At 73.4% G+C, this 26998-nt stretch carries 6 protein-coding genes and 1 pseudogene; 3 read left to right on the plus strand and 4 right to left on the minus strand.

What is annotated here, in order from left to right:
* Positions 1–78 precede the first annotated feature (78 nt).
* Together OG858_RS02750 and OG858_RS02755 are read left to right on the plus strand one after the other, a co-directional pair.
* Positions 79–19038, plus strand: coding sequence for a non-ribosomal peptide synthetase (locus tag OG858_RS02750; RefSeq protein WP_328545171.1), 18960 nt, complete (start codon positions 79–81; stop codon positions 19036–19038).
* A gap of 29 nt (positions 19039–19067) precedes the next feature.
* Positions 19068–19277 carry an MbtH family protein gene (locus tag OG858_RS02755; RefSeq protein WP_086749579.1) on the plus strand — a complete coding sequence of 70 codons (210 nt, stop codon included), beginning with the start codon at positions 19068–19070 and terminating at the stop codon, positions 19275–19277.
* 93 nt (positions 19278–19370) lie between these two features.
* On the opposite strand, the gene OG858_RS02760 is transcribed toward OG858_RS02755, so the two are convergent.
* The 3 genes from OG858_RS02760 to OG858_RS02770 are packed head-to-tail and all read right to left on the minus strand — an operon-like array spanning position 19371 to position 24084.
* Positions 19371–20438: an iron-siderophore ABC transporter substrate-binding protein gene (locus OG858_RS02760; RefSeq protein ID WP_086749580.1), complete on the minus strand. Its 1068-nt coding sequence runs from the start codon at positions 20436–20438 to the stop codon at positions 19371–19373.
* On the minus strand, positions 20438–22306 hold the full coding sequence (locus OG858_RS02765; RefSeq protein WP_086749588.1) for an ABC transporter ATP-binding protein: 1869 nt from the start codon (positions 22304–22306) through the stop codon (positions 20438–20440). The genes OG858_RS02760 and OG858_RS02765 overlap by 1 nt, the downstream gene beginning before the upstream one ends.
* Positions 22307–22332: 26 nt before the next feature.
* Positions 22333–24084 (minus strand): ABC transporter ATP-binding protein, encoded by a 1752-nt coding sequence (locus OG858_RS02770; RefSeq protein ID WP_319265272.1) that lies wholly within the window; start codon positions 24082–24084, stop codon positions 22333–22335.
* 227 nt (positions 24085–24311) lie between these two features.
* Here OG858_RS02770 and OG858_RS02775 point away from each other — a divergent pair, with 227 nt between their 5' ends.
* Positions 24312–25874, plus strand: a complete 1563-nt coding sequence (locus tag OG858_RS02775; RefSeq protein WP_327723229.1) for an amidohydrolase — start codon at positions 24312–24314, stop codon at positions 25872–25874.
* A gap of 44 nt (positions 25875–25918) precedes the next feature.
* Here OG858_RS02775 and OG858_RS02780 read toward each other — a convergent pair.
* Positions 25919–26871 (minus strand): annotated as a pseudogene (locus OG858_RS02780) (Dyp-type peroxidase).
* Positions 26872–26998: the final 127 nt, after the last annotated feature.

Below are 26998 nucleotides of genomic sequence, written 5' to 3' on the forward strand. Positions count from 1 at the left end.
AATTAGGTAACCCTTACCTTAGTATGTCGGCGACCCGGCTCAGAACCGGACCCCGACCTGGTGGGAAGGCTCACTGCTGTGTGCGGTACCGAGGAAGTCCTGGCCTATTGGCGGCGGCTGCTGACATCGCTGCCGCTCGAGATCTCACTGCCCGCCGATCGGCCCCACCCGCCGCAGCCGCTTCTCGAACGGGACACGCGCGCTCTGGCGGATGTTCCGGATGCCCCCGACGCCGTACGACTCGCGGCGTTCGTCGCCCTGCTGCACCGCTACACCGGGGCGACGGACCTGACCGTGGGCCATGACGGGCTCCCGCTGCGGGTGTCCGTCGAGCACGAGCCGACGTTCGCCGAGTTGGTGCGTCGGGTGACGCAGGCGCACGAGGAGGCGGAGACCAACCGGGTGCCGGTCGGGCTCCTGGTCGAGGAACTGCGGCCCCGGCCCACGCGCGGTGGCGGCCTGTTCTTCAACACGGCGTTCGCCACGGCCGCGCGGCCCGCCGGTGAGCTGCCCGCCCCGGTCGACGTGCTGCTCGAGGTGGGCGACGGCTCGGCACGGGCCTCGTACCACCCCGGCATCTTCGACGGTACGACGATCGAGCGGTTCCTCGGCCACTACCGCACGCTCCTCGCCGACGCGCTGGCCCGGCCCGGGACGCCGGTCGCCCGGCTGGATCTGATGAGCCCCGAGGAGTACCGCCAGGTCGTCCTCGACTGGAACGACACCGCGCACACGGTGCCGGCGGACACCTGGCCCGCGATGTTCGCCGAGCAGGTGCGGCAGCGGCCGGACTCCGTGGCACTGATCTTCGAGGACGAGGAACTCACCTACGCCGAGCTGGACGAGCGCGCGAACCGCCTGGCGCACGCGCTGATCGCGCGGGGTGCGGGCCCCGAGCGGATCATCGCCCTGGCGCTGCCGCGCTCCGCCGAGCTGATCGTCGCGGAGGTCGCCGTCCTGAAGTCGGGCGCCGCCTATCTGCCGATCGACCACGACTACCCGGCGGACCGGATCGCGTACATGCTGGGCGACGCGCGGCCCGTCTGCATGGTGACCACCGGGGAGACCGCGCGGGACCTCCCCGACCCGGTCGAGGGCATGACCCTCCTGGAGCTGGACTCGCCCGCCACGGCGGCCGAGTTGGCCGGGCGGCCGGCCCACGACCCCGCCGAGGCGGACCGCGGGGCGCCGCTCACCGTGCTGAACGCCGCCTATGTGATCTACACCTCGGGCTCGACGGGCCGGCCCAAGGGTGTGGCCCTCTCGCACGGCGGTGTGGCGAAGCTGGTGGCCACGCAGAGCGAGCGGTTCGGCATCGGCCCGCACAGCCGGGTGCTGCAGTTCGCCTCGCCGAGCTTCGACGTCGCCTTCTGGGACCTGTGCCTCGGGCTGCTGTCCGGCGGCCGGCTCGTCGTCGTCCCGGCGGAGCTGCGGGTGCCCGGCGCGCCGCTCGCCGACTACGCGAACGCGCACGGCATCACCTTCATGATCCTGCCGCCCGCGCTGCTCGCCGCCATGCCCGACGACGTCCACCTCCCGCCGACCGCCACGCTGTTGGCGGGCACCGAGCGTGTCTCCCCCGAGCTGGTGGGGCGGTACGCGCGCGGGCGGATGATGTTCAACGCGTACGGCCCGACCGAGGCCACCACCAACTCCACGCTCGGGCTGTGCGATCCGGACATCCCGGCCGGGGCGATCGTCCCGATCGGCGTGCCCGACCCGGGGACCCGGGCGTACGTCCTGGACGCGTTCCTGCGGCCCGTTCCGGCCGGGGTCACCGGTGAGTTGTACCTGGGCGGCGCCGGCCTGGCCCGGGGCTATCTCGGGCGGCCGGACCTGACCGCCGAGCGGTTCGTCGCCGACCCGTTCGGGGAGCCCGGCGAGCGGCTCTACCGCACCGGTGACCTGGTCCGCTGGCGGGCCGACGGACGGCTGGAGTTCCTCGGGCGCGCCGACGCGCAGGTGAAGATCCGCGGCTTCCGTATCGAGCCGGGCGAGATCGAGTCGGTGCTGCGCGGCCACCCGGCCGTCGACCAGGTCACCGTGGTCGTCCGCGAGGACCGGCCCGGCGACCGCCGCCTCGCCGCCTATGTCGTCCCCGCCCTCGACGCACCGCGCGACGCGGATCCGGACGCGCGGGTCGAGGAGTGGAAGGAGCTGCACGAACTCCTCTACGGGGCGGCCGGTTCCGAGGACTCCACCGATTCCGCCGACACCCACGACGGATCCGGTCTCCGCGAGAACTACGCCGGCTGGAACAGCATGTACGACGGGACACCGATCCCCGTCGAGGAGATGCGCGAGTGGCGCGCCGCGACGGTCGAGCGTATCCGCGAACTCGGCACGAACCGAAGGGTGCTGGAGATCGGTGTCGGCAGCGGCCTGATCCTGTCCCGGATCGCGCCCGACTGCGAGGCCTACTGGGGCACCGACCTCTCGGCGGCGGCCGTCGCGGCGCTGCGCGCCCAGGTCGACAGCGATCCGGACCTCGCCGCGAAGGTCGAGCTGCGGGCCCGGCCCGCCCACGACACCGACGGGCTGCCGGCCGGGTACTTCGACACGGTCGTCATCAACTCGGTTGCCCAGTACTTCCCCGGCGGGGAGTACCTCGTCGACGTCCTGCGCCAGGTGTCGGGGCTGCTGGCCCCCGGCGGCCGGATCTTCGTCGGCGACGTCCGCAACCTGCGGCTGCTGCGTACGCTGCGCGCGGCCGTGGAGACCCGGCGGGCGACCGGTGACGCGGGGGACGCAGAGGACAAGAGCACGCTGCGCACGGCCGTCGAGCAGTCGGTGCGCTGGGAGGGCGAACTCCTTCTCGACCCCGACTTCTTCGCCGGCCTCGACGGCTTCGACGCGGAGATCCGGATCAAGCGGGCCACACACCACAACGAGCTGAGCCGGTACCGCTACGACGTCGTGCTGCGCCCGGGGGCTCCGGCGGCCCCCCGGGAGCTGCCGGAGGCCGACTGGGCGGCGGTCGGCGGCCTCGGCGGACTGACGGAGCTGCTGGCCGGGCGGCCGGACGGGCTCCGCGTCACCGGTGTGCCCAACGCACGCCTCGCGGACGACCTGGCGGACCTGCGGCGGCTGGACGGCAGCAGCCGGGAGGCGTCCTCTGGAGCCGATCCGGAGGACGTGCACGCGCTGGCGGCGGAGCACGGCTACCGGGCGGCGCTCACCTGGAACGGGAACGCCGACGACGGGGCGTTCGACGCCGTGCTCGTCCTCGACGGGCCCTTCGGCCCGCTGTACCGGACGGCCGACGCCCATCCGCGCGCCAACCGGCCCGCGCCCTTCCGTGACGTCGGCGCGCTGATGCGGACGTTGCGCGGGCACGCCGCCGAGTGGCTGCCCGACTACATGGTCCCCTCGGCGTTCGTCCCGTTGCACGCCCTGCCGGTCACGCCCAGCGGCAAGATCGACGCGAGAGCGCTGCCCGCCCCGGACTACGCGAGCATGAGCTCCGGCCGCGCCCCGCGCACCACCCGCGAGAAACTGCTGTGCGCCTTGTACGCCGAGGTGCTCGGGCTCGACACCGTGACGGCCGAGGACGACTTCCTCGCGCTCGGCGGCGACAGCATCAGCGCCATCCAGCTCCTCATCCGGGCACGGGAGTCGGGCCTCAGGCTCACCACGCGTGAGGTGTTCCGGCACCGCACGGTCGAGGCGCTGGCGAAGGCCGCCGTCGAGCGGGTCGCCGAGCACACCGCCGACGTCCCGCTCGTGGAGGTGGACGAGGCCGAACTCGCCGAGATCCAGGGCACGCGCCCGCTGCCGGTCGAGGAACTGCTGCCGCTCACCCCGCTCCAGCAGGGCTTCTTCTTCCACTCCCTCACCGGCGGCGCCGACGGGGACACGTATGTCGTCCAGCAGGTCCTGGACCTCACCGGACCCGTCGACGGCTCGGTGCTGCGCCGGGCCGCGCAAGGCCTCCTGGACCGGCACGCGCCGCTGCGGGCCGCCTTCCGCCAGCGCCCCGACGGCACCCCGGTGCAGATCGTCACGCGGGACGCAGAGCTGCCGTGGCGGGAGGTCGACCTGTCGTCGCAGGACGGGGAGGTCCGGGAGTCGCTGGGCGACGCGGTGGCCGCCGACGAGCGCGCCCGGGGCTTCGACCTGGCCGCGCCGCCCCTGTTGCGCTGCGCCCTGGTCCGGCTCGGCGAGGAGCGCAGCCGACTGATACTGACGTTCCATCACATCGTGGCGGACGGCTGGTCGTTGCCGGTACTGCACCGCGAACTGATGGCGTACTACGGCACCGACGCGCCCTCGCTTCCCGAAGTCGCCCCCTATCGCGGCTTCCTGCGCCGCCTGGCCGAGCAGGACCGCGACGCGGCCCGCGACGCCTGGCTCGACGCGCTCGCCGGACTGGACGAGCCGACGCGGCTCGTCGGCACTCCGGCCGACGCGGCTCCCGTACGGCCCGACCATGTGCGGGTGGAGCTGTCCGAGCGGACCACCGCGCGGCTCGCCGAGCGGGCCCGTGAGCACGGGGTCACCCTCGGAACGGTGGTGCAGGGCGCCTGGGGTCTGCTCCTCGGCAGGCTGACCGGCCGGGACGACGTGGTGTTCGGGACCACGGTCTCCGGGCGCGACGGCGAGGTCGAGGGCATCGCCTCGATGGTGGGCCTGTTCATCAACACCCTGCCGACCCGCTTCCGTTGGACCCCGCGCGAATCCCTCGGGGCGCTGCTCGTCCGGCTCCAGGAGGAGCAGGCCCGGCTGCTGGACCACCAGCACCTGGGCCTCGCCGAGATCCAGCGCCTCACCGGGCACGCGGGCTCCGGCGAACTCTTCGACACGCTCGTGGTGTTCGAGAACTACCCCGCCGAGACCGACCTCCGGGACGCCTCGGGCACCGTACGGATCACCGGCGACTGCTTCCACGACGCCGTGCACTATCCCCTCGCCCTGGTCGTCAAGCCCGGCCGACGGCTCGACCTGCGGCTCAAGCACCACGCGGAACGCCTCGACGGCGACACCGTCCGTGCGCTCGGCGACCGCCTGGCCCGCGTCCTGGAGGCCATCGCCGAGACACCGGACCGCACGGCCGGCGCCGTCGAACTGCTCTCACCCGACGAGGCGCTGCGTGCCCGTCCCGCCGGGGAGGAACGCCTCGTACCGGCGACCACCCTGGCCGAAGGGTTCGCGGCGCAGGTCGCCCGGACGCCGGACGCGACGGCCGTCGTCTTCGAGGGCAAGCGGCTGAGCTACGCCGAACTGGACGCCTGCGCCGAGGCGTTGGCCGTACGGCTGCGCGGCCGGGGTGCCGGGCCGGGAACGTTCGTGGCGGTCGCCGTGCCGCGGTCGGCGGAGCTGATGGTGGCGCTGCTGGGCGTACTGAAGTCGGGTGCCGCCTATCTGCCGGTGGACCTGGACTACCCGGCTGACCGGGTGACCCACATGCTGGCCGACTCGGGCGCCACGACGGTGGTCACGCTGTCGTCGACGGCCGACCGGCTGCCGCAGCCCCAGCCGTCGGAGCGGAACGTTCCTGCTACGCCTTCGGTGCTGCTGCTGGACGCCCCGGACGACGAGCCGGCAGCAAGCCCCGTCACCCTCGTCGCCGCCCGCCCCGACGACGCCGCCTACCTCATCTACACCTCCGGCTCCACCGGCCTCCCCAAGGGCGTCGTCGTCACCCACCGCGCCGTCGTGAACCGGCTCGCGTGGACGCAGGGCGAGTACGGGCTCGGCGCGGACGACCGGGTGCTGCAGAAGACGCCGTCCAGCTTCGACGTGTCCGTGTGGGAGTTCTTCTGGCCGCTCCTCGAAGGCGCGACCGTGGTGCTCGCCCGCCCGGACGGCCACCGCGACCCCGCCTACCTGGCCGGGCTCGTACGCGAACAGGCCGTCACGACCATGCACTTCGTGCCGTCGATGCTGGAGGCCTTCCTCCAGCACGACGAGGTCACCGGCGACCCCACGTGGTCGGCTTCGCTGCGCCGCGTGCTGAGCAGCGGTGAGGCGCTCCCGGTCGCCGCCGCGAGCCGCTGGCACGCGCTGACGGGCGTGCCGCTGCACAACCTGTACGGCCCGACCGAGGCGGCCGTCGACGTCACGTACCACCCGTACGCCTCCGACAAGGACCGGGGCGCGTCCGTGCCCATCGGGCGTCCCGTGTGGAACACCGGCCTGCGGGTCCTGGACGCCTGTCTGCGGTCCGTCCCCGACGGTGTCCCCGGCGAGCTGTACCTGACCGGTGTCCAGCTCGCCCGCGGCTACCACGCCCGCCCGGCGCTGACCGCCGAGCGCTTCACCGCCGACCCGTACGGGCCTCCCGGCAGCCGCATGTACCGCACCGGTGACCTGGTCCGGCGCCGCGCGGACGGGGTCATCGAGTACCTGGGCCGTACGGACCGGCAGGTCAAGCTGCGCGGCAACCGGATCGAACTGGGCGAGATCGAGGCCGCGCTCGTACGCCTTCCGGAGGTCGCGCAGGCCGCCGTGACGGTACGGGACGACGCGCTCGTCGCCTATGTCGTGCCCAGCGGCGACGCCGACGTGACCGGCCTCCGCGAGACTCTGACCGATTCCCTCCCCTCGCCCATAGTTCCGAGTGCGTGGGTGGCCCTCGACGCACTTCCGCTCACCCCCAGCGGCAAGCTGGACCGGGCCGCGCTGCCCGCCCCGCAGGTCGTACGCGGCACCGTCACCCGTGCCCCGGGAACCCCCCGGGAGCAGCTGCTCGTCGAGATCTTCGCGGCCGTGCTGAAGCTCGCGGAGGTCGGGGTCGACGACGACTTCTTCCTTCTCGGCGGGGACAGCATCAGCTCGATCGCCGTCTCCAGCCGGGCCCGCCGCGCGGGTCTGGCGATCGGCCCGCGCGACGTGTTCGAGCACCGCACCCCGGCGGCGCTCGCCGCGACGGCCGCCATCGAGGAGACGGCCACCGGGGACGCTCCTGTCGCGTCCGCGTTCGCGCTGACCGAGGAGGAGCGGGAGCGGGTCGAGCGGCTCGCCCCGGGCCGGATCGAGGACGTGTGGCCCCTCGCCCCGCTCCAGGAGGGCCTGTTCTTCCACTCGAACTTCGACGACAGCTCCCTGGACGTCTACACCGTCCACGAGTCCTTCGACTTCGCCGAACGCGTCGACGCCGAGCGGCTGTCGGCGGCCATGCGCACCCTGCTGGCCCGCAACCCCAGCCTGCGGGCCGGGTTCACGAGTGAAGGGCTGCGCCAGCCGGTGCAGTTCATCGTGCGGGACGCGGAGATCCCGCTGACCGAGGTGGATCTCGCGGGGCTCCCCGCGGCCGAACAGGACCGGCGGATGCGGGAGTTGCTCGACGACTCGCGGTCCCGCCGCTTCGACCTCACCCACCCCCTGCTCTTCCGGATGCTGCTCGTCCGGCTCGGCGAGGAGCGCGGCGACCGGCTGATCATCGGCCGGCATCTGATCCTGTGGGACGGCTGGTCGGCCTGGCTGTTCCTGGACCAGCTGTTCGCGCTGTACGAGAGCGGAGGCGATCCGGCGGGCCTCGCCCGTCCCGGCTCGTACCGCGACTACCTGACCTGGCTGGAGCGGCAGGACGACACCGAGGCCACCCGTGCGTGGCGTGCCGCCCTGTCCGGTTTCGAGGAGCCCACGCTGCTGGTGCCGGCCGCCTCCGACCGGGGGCAGGAGCCGGTGATCCCGGAGCAGCTGGACGCCGTGCTCGACGCGGCGGTGGCCGAGCGGCTGCGCGACATCGCGCGGAGCCACGGTCTGACGCTCAACACGGTGCTCAACGCAGCCTGGGGTCTGGTCCTGGCCGGTGCGACGGGCCGCAGCGACATCGCGTTCGGTACGACGGTCGCCGGACGGCCCAGCGAGGTGCCCGACGTCGAGAACGTCATCGGCATGTTCCTCAACACCGTCCCCGCGCGCATCGCCTTCGACCCGCGTGAGCCGGTGCTCGCCCTGCTGCGCCGGATCCAGGGCGAGCGGCTTGAGGTCATGCCGTTCGAACACCTGGGCCTGGGTGTGCTCCAGGCCGAGTCGGGTCACCGACGGCTGTTCGACACCCTGTTCGTGCTGCGCAACGCCGACACCGACGAGCGGCTGGCCGAGCTGCGCGAACGGCACGGCGCGACGGCCGTGGCCAACGTGGACGCCACGCACTACCCGGCGAACCTGGTGGTCACACCCGGCGAGAAGGTCAGGGCGACGCTCGCCTACCGGCCCGACGTGCTGGACGGCGCCTACGCGCAGCGCCTGTTGGACCGTTTCGTGCTGCTGGTGGGCCGGCTGGTGGCCGACCCGCACGCGCCCGTCGGCTCGCTGGACTCCCTGCTGCCCGCCGAGGCCGCCGCGCTCGCCCGTGAGGAGGCCGAGCGGCGGCAGCCCGTGCCGCACGAGACGGTCGCGGACATGCTGGCCGCGCAGGCCGCCCGCACCCCGGACGCGACCGCCCTGGTCTTCGGCGCGCAGACCCTGACGTACGCCGAACTCGACGCGCGCTGCGACCGCATGGCCCGGCTGCTGATCGGACGGGGCGCCGGACCCGAGAAGGTGATCGCGCTCGGGCTGCCGCGCTCGATCGACATGGTGGTGGCGCTGTTCGCGGTGCTGCGGACGGGTTCGGCTTATCTGCCGCTGGAGCTGGACCACCCGGCCGACCGGCTGTCGCTGATGCTGGCGGACGCCCGCCCGCTGCTCCTGCTGTCCACGGAGCGCGTGTCGGACACGCTGACGGGCGACACGCCCCGCGTGCTGCTCGACGACCCGGCGGTGGCGGCCGAACTGGCGGCCCTCCCGGCCGATCCGGTGTCGGTGACCTTCAGCCTGGACCACCCGGCGTACGTCATCTACACCTCGGGGTCGACGGGTCGTCCCAAGGGTGTCGTCACGCCGTACGTCGGTCTGACGAACATGCAGCTCAACCACCAGAAGGAGATCTTCGCCCCGGCGATCGCGTCGGCGGGCGGGCGGCGGCTGCGGATCGCGCACACCGTGTCGTTCGCGTTCGACATGTCGTGGGAGGAGCTGCTGTGGCTGGTCGAAGGGCATGAGGTCCATGTCTGCGACGAGGAGCTGCGGCGGGACGCGACCGCGCTGGTGGCGTACTGCGAGGAACACCGCGTCGACGTCGTCAACGTGACCCCGACCTACGCCCACCTCCTGCTGGAGGAGGGCCTGTTGGAGGGGCACCGGCCGCCGCTGGTGCTGCTCGGCGGCGAGGCCGTCACCGAGACGGTGTGGAACACGCTGCGGGACACGGAGGGGACGTACGGCTACAACCTGTACGGCCCGACCGAGTACACGATCAACACGCTCGGCGGTGGTACGGAGGACAGCGCCACCCCGACCGTGGGCAAGCCCATCCGCGCCACCCGGGCCCGTATCCTCGACACCTGGCTGCGGCCGGTGCCGGACGGTGTGGCGGGTGAGCTTTTCATCGCGGGTGTGGGTCTGGCGCGCGGTTACCTCGACCGGCCGGGCCTGACCGCCGAGCGGTTCGTGGCCGACCCGTACGGGCAGCCGGGCGAGCGCATGTACCGCACCGGTGACCTCGTACGACGCCGCCAGGACGGCAACCTGGACTTCCTCGGCCGTACCGACGACCAGGTCAAGATCCGCGGCTACCGCGTGGAGCTGGGCGAGATCGAGACGGCTCTCGTCCAGCACCCCGAGGTGTCCCGGGCCGCCGTCGTCGCCCGGGACGACACCAACGCCCCCGGCACCAAGCGCCTCGTCGGCTACGTCGTCCCCGCCGAACCCGACGCCGAGGCACGCGAGTCGGCCGAGCGGGAGCAGATCGGCGAGTGGCAGGAGATCTACTCCGCCGAGTACACCGAGATCGGCACCGCCCTCTTCACCGAGGACTTCGCCGGCTGGGACAGCTCCTACGACGGCACCCCCATCCCCGTGGAGCACATGCGCGAGTGGCGTGAGGCCACCGTGGAGCGCATCCGCGAGCTGAGGCCCCGCCGCATCCTGGAGATCGGTGTCGGCTCGGGCCTGCTGCTGTCGAAGCTCGCCCCGGACGCCGAGGCGTACTGGGCGACCGACTTCGCCGCGCCCGTGATCCGCAAGCTCACCGAGGGCGTCAGGAGCGACCCCGAGCTGGCCGGCAAGGTCGAACTGCGCTGCCAGGCCGCCGAGGTGACCGACGGCCTGCCCACCGGCTACTTCGACACGGTCGTCATCAACTCCGTCATCCAGTACTTCCCGAGCCTGGACCACCTCCACCAGGTGATCCGCGGCGCGCTCGGCCTGCTCGCGCCCGGCGGCGCCCTGTTCCTCGGTGACGTCCGTGACCTGCGCCAGGCCCGGGTGTTCCAGGCCGGCATCCAGGCCGCCCGCGCCGACGCGGACACCGGGCCCGACAGCCTGCGCCGGGCCGTGGAGCGCGGCCTCGCCCTGGAGAAGGAACTCCTGGTCGACCCGGACTGGTTCACCACCCTCGGCGTCGGCGTCGACCTGCGCACCAAGGCGGGACGCCACCACAACGAGCTGACCCGCTACCGGTACGACGTGGTGCTGTACGAGGGGGCTCCGGCGCTCTCCCTGGACGGTGTCCCGGCCGTCGACTGGACCGGACGGGCAGCGCTCCTCGCCCGTCTCGACGGTACCGGGCCGCTCCGGGTGCGGGGTGTCCCGGACGCCCGTACGGTCGGCGACCTCGCCGGTCTGCGCGCCCTGGACACCGGCCGGCCGACGGCCGTCGCCGCCACGGGCGTGGAACCGGAGGACCTGCGGGAGACGGCCGAGGCACACGGCTACCGGCTCCTCACCACCTGGTCCGGCGGACCCGGGCTCTACGACGCCGTGTTCGTCCCCGGCGCCGAGGCCGAGCGCACGGCCGGCCTGTACCGGCCGCGCGCCGACCGCGACGAAGACGCCCCGTACGCGAACACCCCGGCCGCCGGACGCGGCCACACCTCGCTCATCAGACGGCTCCGCGACGACCTCGGACAGCGGCTGCCCGGCTACATGGTGCCCGCCGCCTTCGTCGTCCTGCCCGGACTGCCGATGAACGACAACGGCAAGCTCGACGTCCGCGCCCTGCCGGACGCCGAGCCCGCGGTCGCCCTGTCGGCCGGGCGCGGCCCGCGCACCCCCGTCGAGGAGGTGCTGTGCCGCCTCTTCGCCGAGGTGCTCGGCCTGCCCCGCACGGGCGCGGAGGACAACTTCTTCGACCTGGGCGGCCACTCGCTCCTCGCGACGCGGCTGATCAGCCGCGCCCGCACCGAACTGGGCGCCGAGCTGGCGATCCGCGACCTGTTCGAGGCGCCCACCCCCGAGGCACTGGCGCTGCGGGCGGCCACCGGGCAGCCGGCCCGCCCGGTCCTCGAGCCCGCCGTCGAACGGCCCGCCCGTATCCCGCTGTCGGCCGCCCAGCGCCGGCTGTGGCTCGTGGAGCGGATCACCGGTGACGGTGTCGCGTACAACTTCCCGCTCGTGTTCCGCCTTCGCGGCGCCCTGGACGTCAACGCCCTGCGTGCCGCCCTCCGTGATGTGACGGACCGTCATGAAGCGCTGCGGACTCGATTCTTGGAGGCGGACGGGGAGCCGTACCAGTGGATCGCGGCGCCGGGTGAGGCCGAGCCGGAGTTCCGCCTCGCCGAGGGCGCCGAGACCGGACTCGCGGAGTGGATCGAGGGGGCACAGCGCCGCCCGTTCGACCTGAGCACCGAACTCCCGGTCCGCGCCGAGGTGCTGCGGTCGGCCGCCGACGACCATGTGGTGGCCGTCGTGCTGCACCACATCACCACCGACGAGTGGTCCGACCGTCCCTTCCTCGCCGACCTGCACCGGGCGTACACGGCCCGCGCCGACGGACGGGCGCCCGAGTGGGCTCCGCTGCCGGTGCAGTACGCCGACTACACCCTCTGGCAGGAGCGCCTGCTCGGCGAGGTGGAGGACAGGCAACTCGCCTACTGGACGGGGACTCTGACCGGGCTCCCGGAGGAGATCCCGCTGCCCCTGGACCGGCCGGGGGCGGCCCGCGCCACCGGACGCGGGGCCGTCGTCCGCGCCACGCTCCCCGGCTCCACCGGGGACGCGCTGCGCGACCTCGCCGGCACCCACCAGGTCAGCATGTTCATGCTGTTCCAGGCCGCCACCGCCGCGCTGCTGCACCGGCTGGGCGCCGGGGACGACATCCCGCTCGGCGCGCCCATCGCGGGCCGCACCGACAGCGCGGTGGACGACCTGGTCGGCTTCTTCGTCAACACGCTCGTCCTGCGCACCGATCTGTCCGGCACTCCGTCCTTCGAGGATCTCCTCGGCCGGGTGCGGGAGGCGGCCCTCGCCGCGTTCGAGCACCAGGACGTGCCGTTCGACCGGGTCGTCGAGGCCGTCAACCCGGTCCGGACCGCCGACCGCAACCCGCTCTTCCAGGTGATGCTCGGCTACCACCACCGGCCCGACGGCGACCCGGAGCTGTTCGGGATGCCCACCCAGTGGTTCGACATGGACAACGGCATGGCGAAGTTCGACCTGGACTTCACCTTCGTCGACCACGGCCCCGGCCAGGACATGGCCCTCCTGCTGGAGTACGCCACCGACCTCACCGACGAGGAGACCGCCGCCGGGCTCGCCGAGCGGCTGCTCGACCTGCTGGAGCGGGTCGTCGCGGAGCCGGCCCGTCCGCTGCGGTCCCTCGCCGTCCTCACCCAAGAGGAGGAGACGGCGGTCTGGAACGACACCACCCGGCCCGTGGAGACCCGGTCCGTCCCGGAGATCCTCGACGACGTCGTCCGCTCCCGGCCCGACGCGCCCGCTCTCACCACGGGGGCGTCCCGGCTCACCTTCCGGGACCTGGGCGAGCGGGTGGACGCCGTGGCCCGGCACCTGCTCCGCCGTGGCGCGGGCGCCGAGCGCGTGGTCGGACTCGCCCTGCCCCGGCACCTGATGGTCCCGGCGCTCCTCGGCGTACTGAAGTCCGGCGCCGCCTATCTGCCGCTCGACCCCGAATACCCGGCCGACCGGCTGGAGTTCATGCTCCGCGACGCGGACCCGCTGTGCGTCCTCACCACGGCGGAGCTGGCGGCGAAGCTGCCGGAGGGATGCCCGGTCGTCCTGATCGACTCGATCGACGAGTCGGACCCCGTGGGCGACAAGGCACCGGCCGCCGCGCCTCCCGCGCCCACCGGCACCGCGTACGTCATCTTCACCTCAGGTTCCACCGGCACCCCCAAGGGAGTCGTGGGCACCCATCGCGGTCTGAGCAACTTCTTCGCGGCCCACCGCGACGACTTGATCGAACCCGCGGAACGGTCCCTCGACCGCGACCGGCTGCGGGCCGTGCACGCGGCCTCGTTCAGCTTCGACGGCTCCTGGGAGCCGTTGATCTGGCTGCTCGCCGGGCACGAACTGCACGTCACCGACGAGGCCGTGATGGCCGACCCGGCCGCGCTGCTCGCGTACCTGGGCCGGGAGGACATCGACTTCCTCGACGTCACCCCGACCTACCTCCGCGAGCTGATCCACCACGGCTTCCTGGAGCCCGGCGCCCACCTCCCCGGTGTGATCGCCGTGGGCGGCGAGGCGACCCCGGCCCCGCTGTGGGAGCGGCTGTGCGCCCTGCCCGGCACCCAGGTCCACGACCTGTACGGGCCCACCGAGAGCGCGGTCGACGCCTACGGCTGGCACAGCGACAGCGCAGGCCGCTGGGCCGCGCCGCTGGACAACATCCGCGCCCACGTCCTGGACGAGCTGTTGCGGCCCGTCCCCGTGGGCGTCACCGGTGAGCTGTACCTCGCGGGCGAGGGCCTGGCGCGGGGTTACCTCAACCGTCCGGGGCTGACCGCCGAGCGGTTCACGGCCGACCCCTTCGGCGCGCCCGGCACCCGCATGTACCGCACCGGCGACCTCGTCCGGCGCCGCCGCGACGGCTCCCTGGAGTTCCTCGGACGCGCCGACGGACAGGTCAAGCTGCGCGGCTTCCGCATCGAACCCGGCGAGATCGAGGCACTGCTCGCCGACCACGCCGACGTGGCCACGGCCGCCGTCGTGGTCCGCGAGGACACGCCCGGGGTGCGCAGGCTCGTCGCGTACGTCCTGCCGGCCGCCGGCCGCACCCCGGACCCGGCGGAGCTGCGCGGTCACACGGCCGGGACCCTGCCCGCACACATGGTGCCGACCGCCTTCGTCACCGTGGCGGCCCTGCCGCGCACGGTCGCGGGCAAGCTCGACGAGAAGGCGCTCCCCGCACCCGACCTCGCCGCGCTCACCTCCGGCCGCAGGCCCCGCACCCCGCGCGAGGATCTGCTGTGCGAGGCGTTCGCCGCCGTCCTCGGCGTGCCCGAAGTGGGCATCGACGACGACTTCTTCGCGCTGGGCGGCCACTCGCTGCTCGCGATGCGCCTCACCGCGCGCATCCGGGCCGCCCTCGGCACCGAGCTGTCGCTCCGCACGGTCTTCGACGCCCCGACGGTCGCCCGGCTCGCCCGGCACCTCGCCGACACCGCCGACGCGACGGGCACGACCCGCCCGGCCCTGACGGTCCGGCCGCGCCCGGAGCGGCTGCCGCTGTCCTCCGCCCAGCAGCGCCTGTGGGTGCTGTACCAGGTGGAGGGCCCCAGCGCGACGTACAACATCCCCTCGGCCTGGCGGCTGACGGGCGCGCTGGACGTCGAGGCACTACGGGCCGCCGTGCACGATGTCGTCGTACGGCACGAGACGCTGCGCACGGTCTTCCCCGACGACGAGGGCCGTGCCCATCAGCTGGTGCTGGCGCCCGACGAGGTCCGCGTCCCCTTCGAGCTGACCGACACCGACGACGACCTGCTGCCGGAACTGCTGGCGGAGGCCGGCGCGTACGGCTTCGAGCTGGACCGTGAACTCCCGTTGCGCGTGCAGGTGTTCCGCACCGGCGAGGAGGAGTGGACCGTCCTGCTGCTCCTGCACCACATCGCCGGGGACGAGTGGTCGGAGGGCCCGCTCCATCGGGATCTCGCGCTCGCCTACGCCGCCCGTACGGCCGGGCACGCCCCCGAGTGGGAGCCGCTGCCCGTCCAGTACGCCGACTACACGCTGTGGCAGCGCGACGTCCTCGGCGACGAGAAGGACGAGGACAGCCTCGCGGCCCGCCAGCTCGCGTACTGGAAGCAGGCACTGGCCGGGCTGCCCGAGGAACTGGCGCTGCCCGTGGACCGGGCCCGGCCGCTGGAGGCGACCTACCGGGGCGGCTCCGCCGACCTGTCCCTCGACGCCGGACTCGCCGCCGCGCTGCACGGGCTGGCCCGCGACAACGGGGTCAGTGTGTTCATGGTGCTCCAGGCGGCCGTGGCGACCCTTCTGTCCCGGCTCGGCGCGGGGCACGACATCCCGATCGGCAGCCCGATCTCCGGACGCACCGACGCCGGTCTGGACGAACTGGTCGGGTTCTTCCTCAACACGCTGGTGCTGCGTACCGACACCTCCGGGGACCCCACGTTCCGGGAGCTGCTCGGCCGTGTCAGGGAGGCCGACCTGGCCGCGTTCGACCACCAGGACGTGCCCTTCGAGCGGCTGGTGGAGGTGCTGAACCCGGCCCGGTCCCTCGCCCGTCACCCCCTGTTCCAGGTGATGGTCGTGTACCTGGCGTCGGGCGGCGAGGACACCGGGCTGCTGGGACTGGACGCCCGCCGGGACGACGTGGCGCAGACGACCGCCAAGTTCGACCTGTCCTTCGACTTCGTCGAACGCGGCGACGGTACCGGTGTGGACGGCGTCCTGGAGTACAGCGCCGATCTGTTCGACCACGACACGGCCCAGTCGTTCGCGGACCGGCTGCTGCGTGTCCTGCGTGCCGTGACCGCCGACCCGGACACGGCACTCGGCCGCGTCGACATACTCGGCGCGGACGAGCGGGCCCGCCTCCTCGACGGCTGGCACAGCGGGCCTGCCGCGGGGGCACCGACCACCACTCCCGCCCTCTTCGAGGAGCAGGTGCGTCGCCACGGTGACCTCCCCGCCGCCGCGTCCGACGGCGTCGAGCTGACGTTCGCCGAACTCAACGCGGACGCCAACCGGTTGGCCCGGCTGCTCGTCGAGGCCGGTGCCGGACCCGAGCGGTTCGTCGCCCTCGCGCTGCCCCGCACCGCGCACTTCCTCACGGCCGTCCTCGCGGTCCACAAGGCGGGCGCCGGCTATCTGCCGCTCGACCCGGACGCCCCGGTGGAGCGCACGGCCGACGTCCTCGCCGATGCCCGGCCGGTCCTGACCCTGACCACCCGCGACCTGGCCGCCACCCTGCCGACCGGCACCGAACCCCTGGTGCTGGACGACCGGGACACCCAGGAGCGGCTCGCGTCCCAGGACCCCGCCGACCTCACCGACGCCGACCGCGTCGCCCCGCTGACGCCCCGGCACCCGGCGTACGTCATCTACACCTCGGGCTCCACCGGCCGCCCCAAGGGCGTCGTGATCACCCACGCGACCCTCGGCAACCTCTTCCACAGCCACCGCGAGACGCTCTACGCCCCCGCGATCGACGCGGCCGGGCGGCGCCATCTGCGGGTGGGCCACGCCTGGTCGTTCTTCTTCGACGCGTCCTGGCAGCCGCAGTTGTGGCTGCTGGACGGGCACTGCGTCCATGTGCTGTCGGAAGAGGTCCGGCGTGACCCCGAACTGGTCACCGAGGCCGTGCTCCGGCACCGCTTCGACTTCCTGGAGGTCACCCCGTCGTTCTTCACGCAGATGGCCGACAGCGGTCTGCTGCGGGGCGGCGACTGCCCGCTCGCGGTCGTCGGCGTGGGCGGCGAGGCCGTCCCCGTCGCCCTGTGGAAGCGGCTGTCCGAGCTGCCCGGCACCGAGGCGTTCAACCTGTACGGGCCGACCGAGTCGACCGTGGACGCCCTCGTGGGACGCGTCCGCGACAGCGAACGGCCTCTCGTGGGACGGCCGGTGGCCGGCACCCGGGCGTACGTCCTCGACGACCGCCTCCAGCCGCTGCCGCCCGGCGTCCCCGGTGAGCTGTACCTCGCGGGCGGCGGTCTCGCCCGCGGCTACCTCGGCAGCCCCGGTCTGACGGCCGAGCGGTTCGTGGCCGACCCGTTCGGACCGGCCGGATCAAGGCTGTACCGCACGGGCGACCTGGCCCGCTGGACCGCCGACGGACGGATCGACTACCTCGGCCGCGCCGACGACCAGGTCAAGATCCGCGGCTTCCGCATCGAGCCCGCCGAGATCGAGGCGGCGCTCACCACCCACCCCGAGGTCGGCCAGGCCCAGGTGACCGTCCACCAGGACGGCCCGCGCAAGCTGCTCGTGGCCTACGTGGTGCCGGTCCCGGACACCGCGCCCGACCCGGCGCTGCTGCGCGCCCATGTCGCCGGCCGGCTCCCGGACCACATGGTCCCGGCGGCCGTCGTCGCCCTGGAGCGGTTCCCGCAGCTGGCCAACGGCAAGCTGGACCGGTCCGCCCTGCCCGCGCCCGACTTCTCCGCACTGTCCTCCGGGCGGGCACCCGCGACGCCCGTGGAGGAGCTGCTCTGCACGGTCTTCGCGGAGGTGCTGGGGCTCGAACGGGTCGGTGTGGACGACGACTTCTTCGCCCTCGGCGGTGACAGCATCGTCGCCATGCAGCTCGTGGGCCGGGCCCGCGCGGCGGGCCTGCGGATCAGCCCGAGGCTGGTGTTCCGGCACCGCACGGTGGCCGCGCTGGGTACGGTCGCCGAGGCGGCCGACACCGCCGTGCCACGCCCGGTGGACGACGGCACCGGCACCGTGCCGCTCACCCCGGTCATGCACTGGCTGCGTGAACTGGGCGGCCCCTTCGCCACCTACCACCAGGCGGCCCTGGTCCGCACCCCGGCGGCCCTGGACCTGCCCGGTCTGACCACCGTGCTCCAGGCGCTCGCCGACCGGCACGACCTGCTCCGCGCCACCCTGGTCAGGCCCTCCCACGAGGACACCGGGGACTGGTCGCTGCACGTGCCGCCCGTCGGCACGGTCGACGCGGCCGACTGGATCGAGCGGGTCGACGTGTCGGGCCTGGACGCGACCGCGCTGGGCGAGACCGTACGCGAACACACCACCGCGGCACGGGCGCTGCTCGACCCGGACGCGGGCGTCGTGCTCCGGGCGGTGTGGTTCGACGCGGGCGACGCTCCGGGCCGGCTGCTGCTGATGGGCCACCATCTCGTCGTGGACGGTGTGTCCTGGCGGGTGCTGCTGCCGGACCTCGAAGCGGCCTGGCGGGACGTCCGTGCCGGACGGCCGGTCGGGCTGATGCCCGTCGAGACCTCCTTCGCCCGCTGGTCCAGGCTGCTCACCGAGCTGGCCCAAACGCCGGAGCGGGAGGCGGAACTCCCCGTGTGGGAGGCGATTCTCGACGGCGGCGCGGAATCCCTGCCGCTCACCCGGGAACGGGACCCGGACCGCGACACCACCGCCACCCAGCGCGAGGTCGTGCTGCGGCTGCCCGCCGAGCACACCGGACCGCTGCTGTCGGCCGTGCCGGCCGCGTTCGGCGCCGCCGTCAACGACGTGCTGCTGGCCGGACTCGGCCTGGCCTTCGCCGACTGGCGGCGGCGGAACGGCGGTTCGGACACCTCGGTCCTCGTCGACCTCGAGGGCCACGGCCGCGAGGAGGAGCTGGGCGGCGACGGGATCGATCTCTCCCGTACGGTCGGCTGGTTCACGAGTGTCTTCCCCGTCCGGCTCGATCCGGGACCGGTCGACACGGACGAGGCCTTCGCGGGTGGTCACGCGGCGGAGGAAGCCGTACGACGGGTGCGCGAACATCTGGGCGCGCTGCCCGCGAACGGTGTCGGGTACGGGTTGCTGCGGCACCTCAACCCCCGTACCCGCGAGGTGCTGGCGGCCCACGAGCCGCCGCGCGTCGAGTTCAACTACCTGGGCCGGTTCGGTATCCCGGAGGAGACGGACTGGTCGTACGCGCCCGAGGAGGACGCGGCGGACATCGGGTCGGAGGACTCGATGCGGGAGGGTCACGCGCTGGAGATCAACGTGGTGACCGAGGACCGGGCGGACGGGCCGGTGCTGGCCGCGCACTGGTCTTATCTGGAAGGACTGCTGCCGCGCGACACGGTCCAGGATCTCGCCGAGACCTGGTTCCGGGCCCTGCAGGGGCTCGTCGCGTGGGCGGAGCGGAACCCGAAGTGAGCAAGACCGAAGTGAGAAAGAGGAATGGAATGAGCAACCCGTTCGAGGACCCCGAGGGCACCTACCTGGTGCTGGTCAACGACGAGAACCAGCACAGCCTGTGGCCGGACTTCGTGGACGTGCCGGCCGGCTGGCGGGTGGTCCACGGACCCGACTCTCGGCAGTCCTGCCTCGACCACGTCGAGACCCACTGGAGCGACATGCGGCCGCGGAGTCTGGCCGAGTCGATGGACGGCTGACAGCCGGGGACGGCTGACAGCCGGGGACACTCGGAGACACGCGAGAGGGGGGCCGGTCGGTGACCGGCCCCCCTCCTCGTACCCCCGACCGCGTCAGGACGCGGGCTGCTCCACCTTGGTGTCGGTCTTGCCGTCGACGGCCGCCGCCAGCTGCGGGGCCAGCCGCTCGACCACGTACGGCAGGCTGAGGACGGAGACGAAGGACGTGGCGTTGCCGTAGTCGCCGGTCTCGTTCACGAAGACCTCGCGGCCCTCCTTCACGACCCCCAGGTCCTTGTACGAGGCGTCCTTGTGCAGCTTCGCGGCGTCCTTGACCGGGTCGCCGACGATCCACACGATGGCGTCCTGGTCCAGCAGGTCGGTGCGCTCCTTGCTGATGTTCGCGCCGAACTGGTCGCCGATCGCCTTGTCCAGGTCCGTCGGCAGCGAGAAGCCGAGGCCGGTCAGCAGACGCGAGCGGGCGTCCTGGCTGCCGAAGACGAACATGCCCTCGTACGGGGTGGCCATGACGGCCGTGGAGCCCTTGAACGCCGGGTACTTGTCGGCGGCGGCCTTGATCTTCGCCTCGGTGCCGGCGACCGCCTCGGTGGCCTCCTCGGACTTGCCGAGCGCCTTGCCGATCGTCTCGGTCTGCTCCTGCCACGGCACGCCGTAGTCGTTGTACGCCTTGGGCTGGGCGACCACGGGCGCGAACTTGGACAGCGACTCGTACTGTTCCTTGGTGAGTCCGCCGTACACCGCGAGGATCAGATCGGGCTTGAGCGCGGCGATCTTCTCCACCTGCGGGCCGGTGCCCGTGTCCTTGAGGACGGTCGGCGCCGCGGCGGAGCCGAGCTTGTCCTCGGCCCAGGGGCCGATGGCGCCCTTGTAGGCGCCGAGCCATTCGGTGGTGCCGACGGGGACCTTGCCGAGGGCGAGGACCGCGTCCTGGTCGGTGAGACCGACGGTGACGATCCGCTCGGGTTCGGCCTTGATGGTCGTGCTGCCGTACTTGTGGTCGATGGAGACCGGGAAGGCGGACTCGCCGGAGGAGGTGCTCGCCTTGGCGCCGGTGTCCGACGTGTCGGAGTCCGAATCGCCGCCACCGCACGCGGTGGCGAGGAGCAGGGTGGCGGAGGCGAGCACGACGGCGAGCCGCGGCGCTCTGCGGGAGCGGAACATCAGAGGTCCTTCGGTTCGGGTTCCTGTGGAGCGATACGTGTGGGGGTCTCGGGGTCCGGCCGGGGGCCGGTGTCGCGGGCGTCCGACCAGGCCGACCAGAGGGCGGCGTAGGGGCCCCGCGCGGACTGGAGTTCGTCGTGGGTGCCGCTCTCGACCACACGGCCGGCTTCCATGACGACGACGCGGTCGGCGGTGGCCGCCTGGCTGAGGCGGTGGGCGACGATCAGCGCGGTCCGGCCGTCCACGGCACGGGCGACCGCTTTCTCCAGCGTGCGTGCCCCGGCGCTGCCCGCCTCGGCGGTGGCCTCGTCGAGGATCACCAGGGGCGGGTCGGCGAGGATCAGCCGGGCCAGCGCGAGGGCCTGGGTCCGCTCGCCGCTGAGCCGGTGGCCGCCGTCGCCGACGACCGTGGCGAGCCCGTCGGGCAGCGCCTCGGCCCAGCCGAGCGCCTCGACGCGGTCGAGCGCGGCGCGCAGTTCGTCGTCGGTGGCGTCGGGCCGGGCGAGCCGCAGGTCGTCGGCGAGGGGGCCCGCGAAGACATGGGTCTCCTGGGTGATCAGGGCGATCGTGCGGGAGGCGGCGGTGCCGAGTTCGGTGGGCGCGATCCCGCCCACCAGAACGCTGCCGGTGGTGGGCGGCTGGATGCCCGCCACGAGCTTGGCCAGGGTGGTCTTGCCGGCTCCGCTGGCTCCGACGAGGGCCACACGTTCGCCGTGCCGGATCGTCAGGTCGATGTCGTGGAGGACGGGGTGGCCGGGCCGGTAGGCGTGGCCGAGGCCCCGGACGGTGACGTCTGCGTCGCCGGTCCGCACGGTGTGCGCCGGCACCGGGGGCACGGGCTCGTCGGTGACGCCGACGAGCCGGGCGAGGCCCGCCGTGGCCGACTGGGCGTCGTCGAGGAGGGCGAGGGCCGCGTTGACGGGACCGAACAGGCCGTGGAAGTACAGGGCAGCGGCGGTCGCCGTACCGATGCTGGCCGAGCCGTCGCGGACCAGCCAGTAGCCGGTGACGAGGACGGCGGCGAGCCCGATGTACTCGGCGATGTGCAGCCGGCTGTAGAAGCCGAGGACGAGCCGTACGCCCCGCATGGTCAGCGCCACCACGGACCAGGACCGTTCGGTGACCCGCTCGGTGTGCTCCCGCCCCAGCCGGAACGCGCGCACGGTGGAGCTGCCGCCGATGGTGTCGAGCATCTGCTGCTGCTGGGCGCCCGCGGCCACCCGCTGCTCGGCGTAGAGCGGGATGGCCCGGGTGACGTACCAGCGTGCGGTGGCCGCCTGCACGGGGACCGCGAGCAGCGCGGCCAGCAGGAACCGCCAGTCGAGCAGGGCCATGGCCCCGAGGGTGAGGACGATGGTGAGGAGTGAATGCCCCAGCGCGGGCAGCGCGTTGCGCACGGCGTCGGCGATGAGGGAGACGTCGGCGGTGACCCGGGCGGTCAGGTCGCCGGCGCCGGCCTTCTCGACCCGCTCCAGCGGCAGTGCCAGGGCCCGTTCGACGAAGCGTTCGCGCAGCCGGGCCAGAGTCGTCTCGCCCAGCCGGGCGATCTGCGACAGCCCGAACCCCGCGGTCACGCCCTGGGCCACGGCGACGGCCACCAGCAGGGCCGCGGTGACCGCGATGGCGTCGGCGGACCCCCGGTCGGCGGCCAGGTCGACGATCCGGCCCAGCAGGGGCTGCACGAGCAGGCCGACGGCCGTGGAGGCGACCATCACCGTGAAGGCGGACAGCGCCAGCCGCCGCTGCGGGCGCAGCAGTTCGGCGACCGCGGCCCGGGTGCGGGCGGGCGTGGCGACGGGCAGCAGTTCGGGTCCGGTGCGGCCGCCGTCGCGGGGCGCGGCCTCGACGGCGTCGGATCGCTCGGTCATGTGCGAACCGCCGTCGGATCGCTCGGTCATGTCAGAACCGCCGTACGGTAGTCGGCGCACTCGTGGACGAGGCGCTCGTGGACGCCGGTCGCGGTGACCCGGCCGTCGCGGAGGAGGACGGCGCGGTCGGTGACGGCGAGCAGGGCCGGGCTGTTGGTCACCAGGAGCGTGGTGCGTCCGCCGCGGACGTCCCTGATCCCGGCGGCGATGCGTGTCTCGGTGACGGCGTCGACGGCGGTGGCCGGCTCGTGGACGACGAGTACCGGCGGGTCGGCTGCCAGGGCCCGGGCCAGCGCGACCCGCTGCCGCTGTCCGCCGGAGAGCGAACGGCCGCGTGCGGTGACGGCCGTGTCGACGCCGTCGGGCAGTGCCCGGGCGACCTCGTCCGTGCCGGAGGCGACCATCGCGGCGGTGACTCCGGCCGATGGGCCGGTGGCTCCCGCCGACGCGGCCGTCGCTCCGACCGGTGCGGTGGCGCCGACCGCCGCTGTGACGTTGTCCAGGACCGTGCCCTCGAACAGGTCCGCGTCGTGTTCGGCGACGAGGATCGCCGCGCGTACGTCGGCCAGGCCCAGCGCGGTCAGTTCCGTGCCGTCCAGTTCCACGGCGCCTTCGTCGGGGTCGACGCGGCGGCCGAGGCAGCGCAGCAGGGCGGAGGCGTCGGCGGGGTCGGTCGTGGCGACGCCGACGGTCTCGCCGGGGGCGATGTCGAGGTCGACGCCGCGCAGGGTGCCGTACGTGAGGGCGCGGAGCGTCAGCCGTCCCTCGACGCCGCCGCGCGGGACGGCGTCGGCGGACGGTGCCTCGGACACGTCACCGGGGGCGTCCAGGACCTCCGCGATACGGGCGGCGGAGGCGCGTCCCTGGGCCAGCTCGGCGTTGACCCAGGCGAACTCGCCGAGCGGGCCGACGAGGAACAGGGCGAGCCCGACGGAGGAGACGAGTTCCCCGAGGCCGATGTCGCCGCGTGCGGCGAGGCGTCCGCCGACGAGGGCGACCACGGCGATGAAGGTGCCGGTGAGGATGGTGACGACGCCGTTCTGCCAGGACTCTGCGCGGGCGGCACGCAGGGTCGCGGCGAGGGAGTCCTGGCTGACGCGCCGGTAGCGGGCGACGGCCGCCTGTTCGGCGCCGATGCCCTTGAGGACGCGCAGTCCGGCCACCAGGTCCGCGGCGACGCCGGAGGCCTGCGCGGCCCGTTCCTGTTCGGTCTCGCTGCGCCGTTCCAGGGGCTTGCTCAGCAGGTGTCCGAGCCACAGCAGCAGCGGGGTGCCCAGGAGGACGAGCAGGCCCAGCGCGAGGGAGACCCGCAGCAGCGCGACCGCGCCGACCACGAGACCCGCGGTGGCCGCGAAGGCGACGATGAGGGCCATGGCGACGGCGCCGACCCGTTTGGCGTCCTCGGTGGCGATGTTCGTCAGCTCGCCCGGCAGCCGTCCCTCCTCGGCGCCGCCCTCGGGAGCCAGGACGCGGCCGACGAGTTCGGTCCTGAGGTGGTGCGCGGCGGTGACGGCGGCGCGCTCACCCGCCCTCGCGCTGAAACGGAAGCTGAAGGAGAGTCCGACGTACACGGCGGCCAGGACGCCGAGCCACAGCAGCAGTCCGGGGACGTCGCCGTCCACGACTCCGCGCTCGATGGCCAGTCCGATGAGCACCGGCACGAGGGCCTCGCCCGTCTGGTGCCCCATCCCCAGAACCGCGCCCAGCACGACGTCCCGACGCTGTCCGCCGACCGCGCGCCACAGGACGTACCGTCCCGGTGGGTTCGCTTTTCTCACGCAACACTCCGGACGGGTTTCGCCAACACAGGAGACGTACAAGAAAACTTAGGTAAGGCTAACTACATTTGCCTTCCTGGACCAGCCCCGAAACCTCTTCGAGACCTGACCGACCTCCCCGAACGCAGGGACACTAGCCGACCGGTCCCTCAACTGGCAGACGCAATAAGCCACTTCACCAATACGAGACTCCACCGGGCAGCCGCCCCGACCGGAAGGACCTGTTCGTGCTCAGCACCAGGATCACCAACGCCCGCATCGTCACGATGGACCCGGACCGCCCGGCCGCCCGGGAACTCGGGATCTGGCGGGGGCGCGTCGTCGGCCTGGACGAGGACGTGGCGGGGCTTGCGGCGCGACGGACCCTGGACCTGGGCGGCGCCACCGTGCTCCCGGGCTTCATCGACGCCCATGTGCACCTGGCCTGGACGGGACTGAAGGCGAAGGCCCCCAGTGTCGCGCCGAGCCGACGCGCCGACGACGTGCTCCGCGTGGTGGCGGAGGCCGTGGCGCAGGCCCCCGCCGGCGGCTGGGTGGACTTCGGCGGTTACGACCAGCGCACCCTCGACCGCCCGCTCACGGCGGCGGATCTGGACGCCGTCAGCGCCGGACGCAAGGTGTACCTGGGCCATCTCTCCGGGCATGCCTGTCTGGTCAACTCGGCGGTGCTGAGCGGTCTGTCCGCCGAGGTCGCCCGGCCGGACGGTTTCCTCGCGGAGGGCGCCATGGGGGCCGCGCTGCAGTCCCGGCCGCCGCACTCGCTCACCGAACTGGCCTCGGCGATCGAGCACGCCGCCCGCGTCTGCCGGTCCGAGGGCATCACGGGGTGCGCCGAGGCGGGGGTGGGGGCCCGGCTCTTCGGGCACAGCCCCGTCGAGGGCGCCGCGTACCAGCTCGCCCACGAGTCGGGCCGACTGCCGGTGCGGGTACGGCTGATGGTGGCCGCCGACGCGCTGCGCCCGGTCGGCGCGGCCGCCGAGGACACCACGAGCCGGGCGATCGACCTCGGTCTGCGTACGGGCTTCGGGGAGGGCGCGCTCTCCCTGGGCGCGCTCAAGATCTTCACCGACGGCGGCATGATGGCCCGTACCGCGGCTCTCACCAGCCCCTACCTGGGCACCGACGGTTCCGGTCAGCTCATGCACGAGCCCGAGGTGCTGGAGAGCACGATCGTCGAGGGTCACCTCGCCGGCTGGCAGCTCGCCGTGCACGCGATCGGCGACCGGGCCCTCGACGTCGCCCTGGATGCGCTGGAGAAGGCCCAGAAGCTCGGCCCGCGCCCGCAGGCACGCCATCGCGTCGAGCACGCGGGTCTGGTCCGTCCCGACCAGCTCCCCCGGCTGGCCGCGCTCGGCGTCACCGTCGTCATCCAGCCGAGCTTCCTGCGTTACTACGGTGACGACTACGCCACGATCATGGGCGAGGACCGGGCCGGCTGGCTGTACCGGGGCCGGGGCTTCCTCGACCACGGCATCCGGGTCGCCGGCAGCTCGGACCGCCCGGTGGCGAACGGCGCCCCGCTGCGGGCGATCCAGTTCATGGTGGAGCGGGCCTCGGAGTCCGGCCGTCCCATCGGCGCCGCCGAGGCGATCACCGTCGAGGAGGCCCTGCGCGCGTACACCACCGAGGCAGCGCGCGCCTGCCACTGGGAGACCGACGCCGGCAGCCTCACCCCCGGCAGGCGGGCGGACCTCGTGGTGCTGGGCGACGATCCGCGCCGGGTCGACGTGTCGCGCATCGGGGAGATCGAGGTGGTGCGGACGTTCGTCGAGGGCGAGGACGAGTTCTGACGAGGCGAGAGACGGGGGCCGCCCGTCCGGCGGCGGTCACCAACTCACTTCGGTGGGCGGCGGGCCGGGATCGTGCGGAGGAAGTCCGCCGAGGGCACGAAGAACATGGTCCCGGTCACGGCCCGGGAGAAGTCCAGGATCGGGTCGTGGCCGGTCGGCGGTTCACCCATGAACATCTTCCGCAGCATGGCCTCGGGGACCTCGGGGTCGCGGGCGTAGGCGATGAAGTACGTCCCGAACTCGCCCTGTCCGGGCCTGCCGAAGGGCATGGCGGCGCGCAGGATGCGCTGCTCGGTGCCGTCCGGGCCGACGAGGGTGTTGACGTCGACGTGCGAACCCTCCACGTCCAGCTCCAGGTTGGTCAGCTTGGTCCGGCCGATGACCTTCTCCTGCGCCTCGACGGGGAGTTTCTCCCAGGCCTCCACGTCGTGCAGGTACTTCTGCACGAGCACATAGCTGCCACCGCGGAAGTCGGGGTCCTCGTCACCGACGAGCACCGCCTCGGCGGCGACGCGTCCGACCGGGTTCTCCGTGCCGTCGACGAAGCCGAGGAGGTTGCGCGAGTCGAAGTACGCGAAGGCCTGGACCTCGTCCTCCAGGCCGGCCGCGCCGCGCAGTTGCCGCATGATCTCGGCGGCCAGCGCGAAGCACAGGTCCACCCGCGTCGCCCGGATGTGGAAGAGCAGGTCGCCCGGCGTGGACACGGCGCGGTGCCGGGGTCCTTCCAGTTCCAGGAAGGGGTGCAGGGCGGCCGGCCGGGGGGGGAGCCGAAGAGCCGGTCCCAGGCCTGCGCACCGATCCCGGCCACGCAGCCGAGGGCGCCCTCGGGGGTGGAGAAGCCCACCGACCTCTCCAGCCCGGCGAGTCCGGCCAGCACCCCGCGGGCCGTCGACTCGCCGCCGGGGGCGACGGTGACCACCAGAAAGACCGCGGCTGATGTCAGCGGGCTCAGCATCGGCTGCGGCAGAACGTCCTCGGACACGACCGGCAGCGCCATGGCTCCCCTTTCACGCGCCACACGTGCGCACCACGCGTGGACCACATTCACTCAGGACGGCACGGGCGGTCCCGGCGCCGCCGACACCGCGACTCCGTCGTCGCGTGCCGCATGCCCCGGGCGCGTT

This window comes from Streptomyces europaeiscabiei (assembly GCF_036346855.1).
GTDB classification, from domain to species: Bacteria; Actinomycetota; Actinomycetes; order Streptomycetales; family Streptomycetaceae; genus Streptomyces; species Streptomyces europaeiscabiei.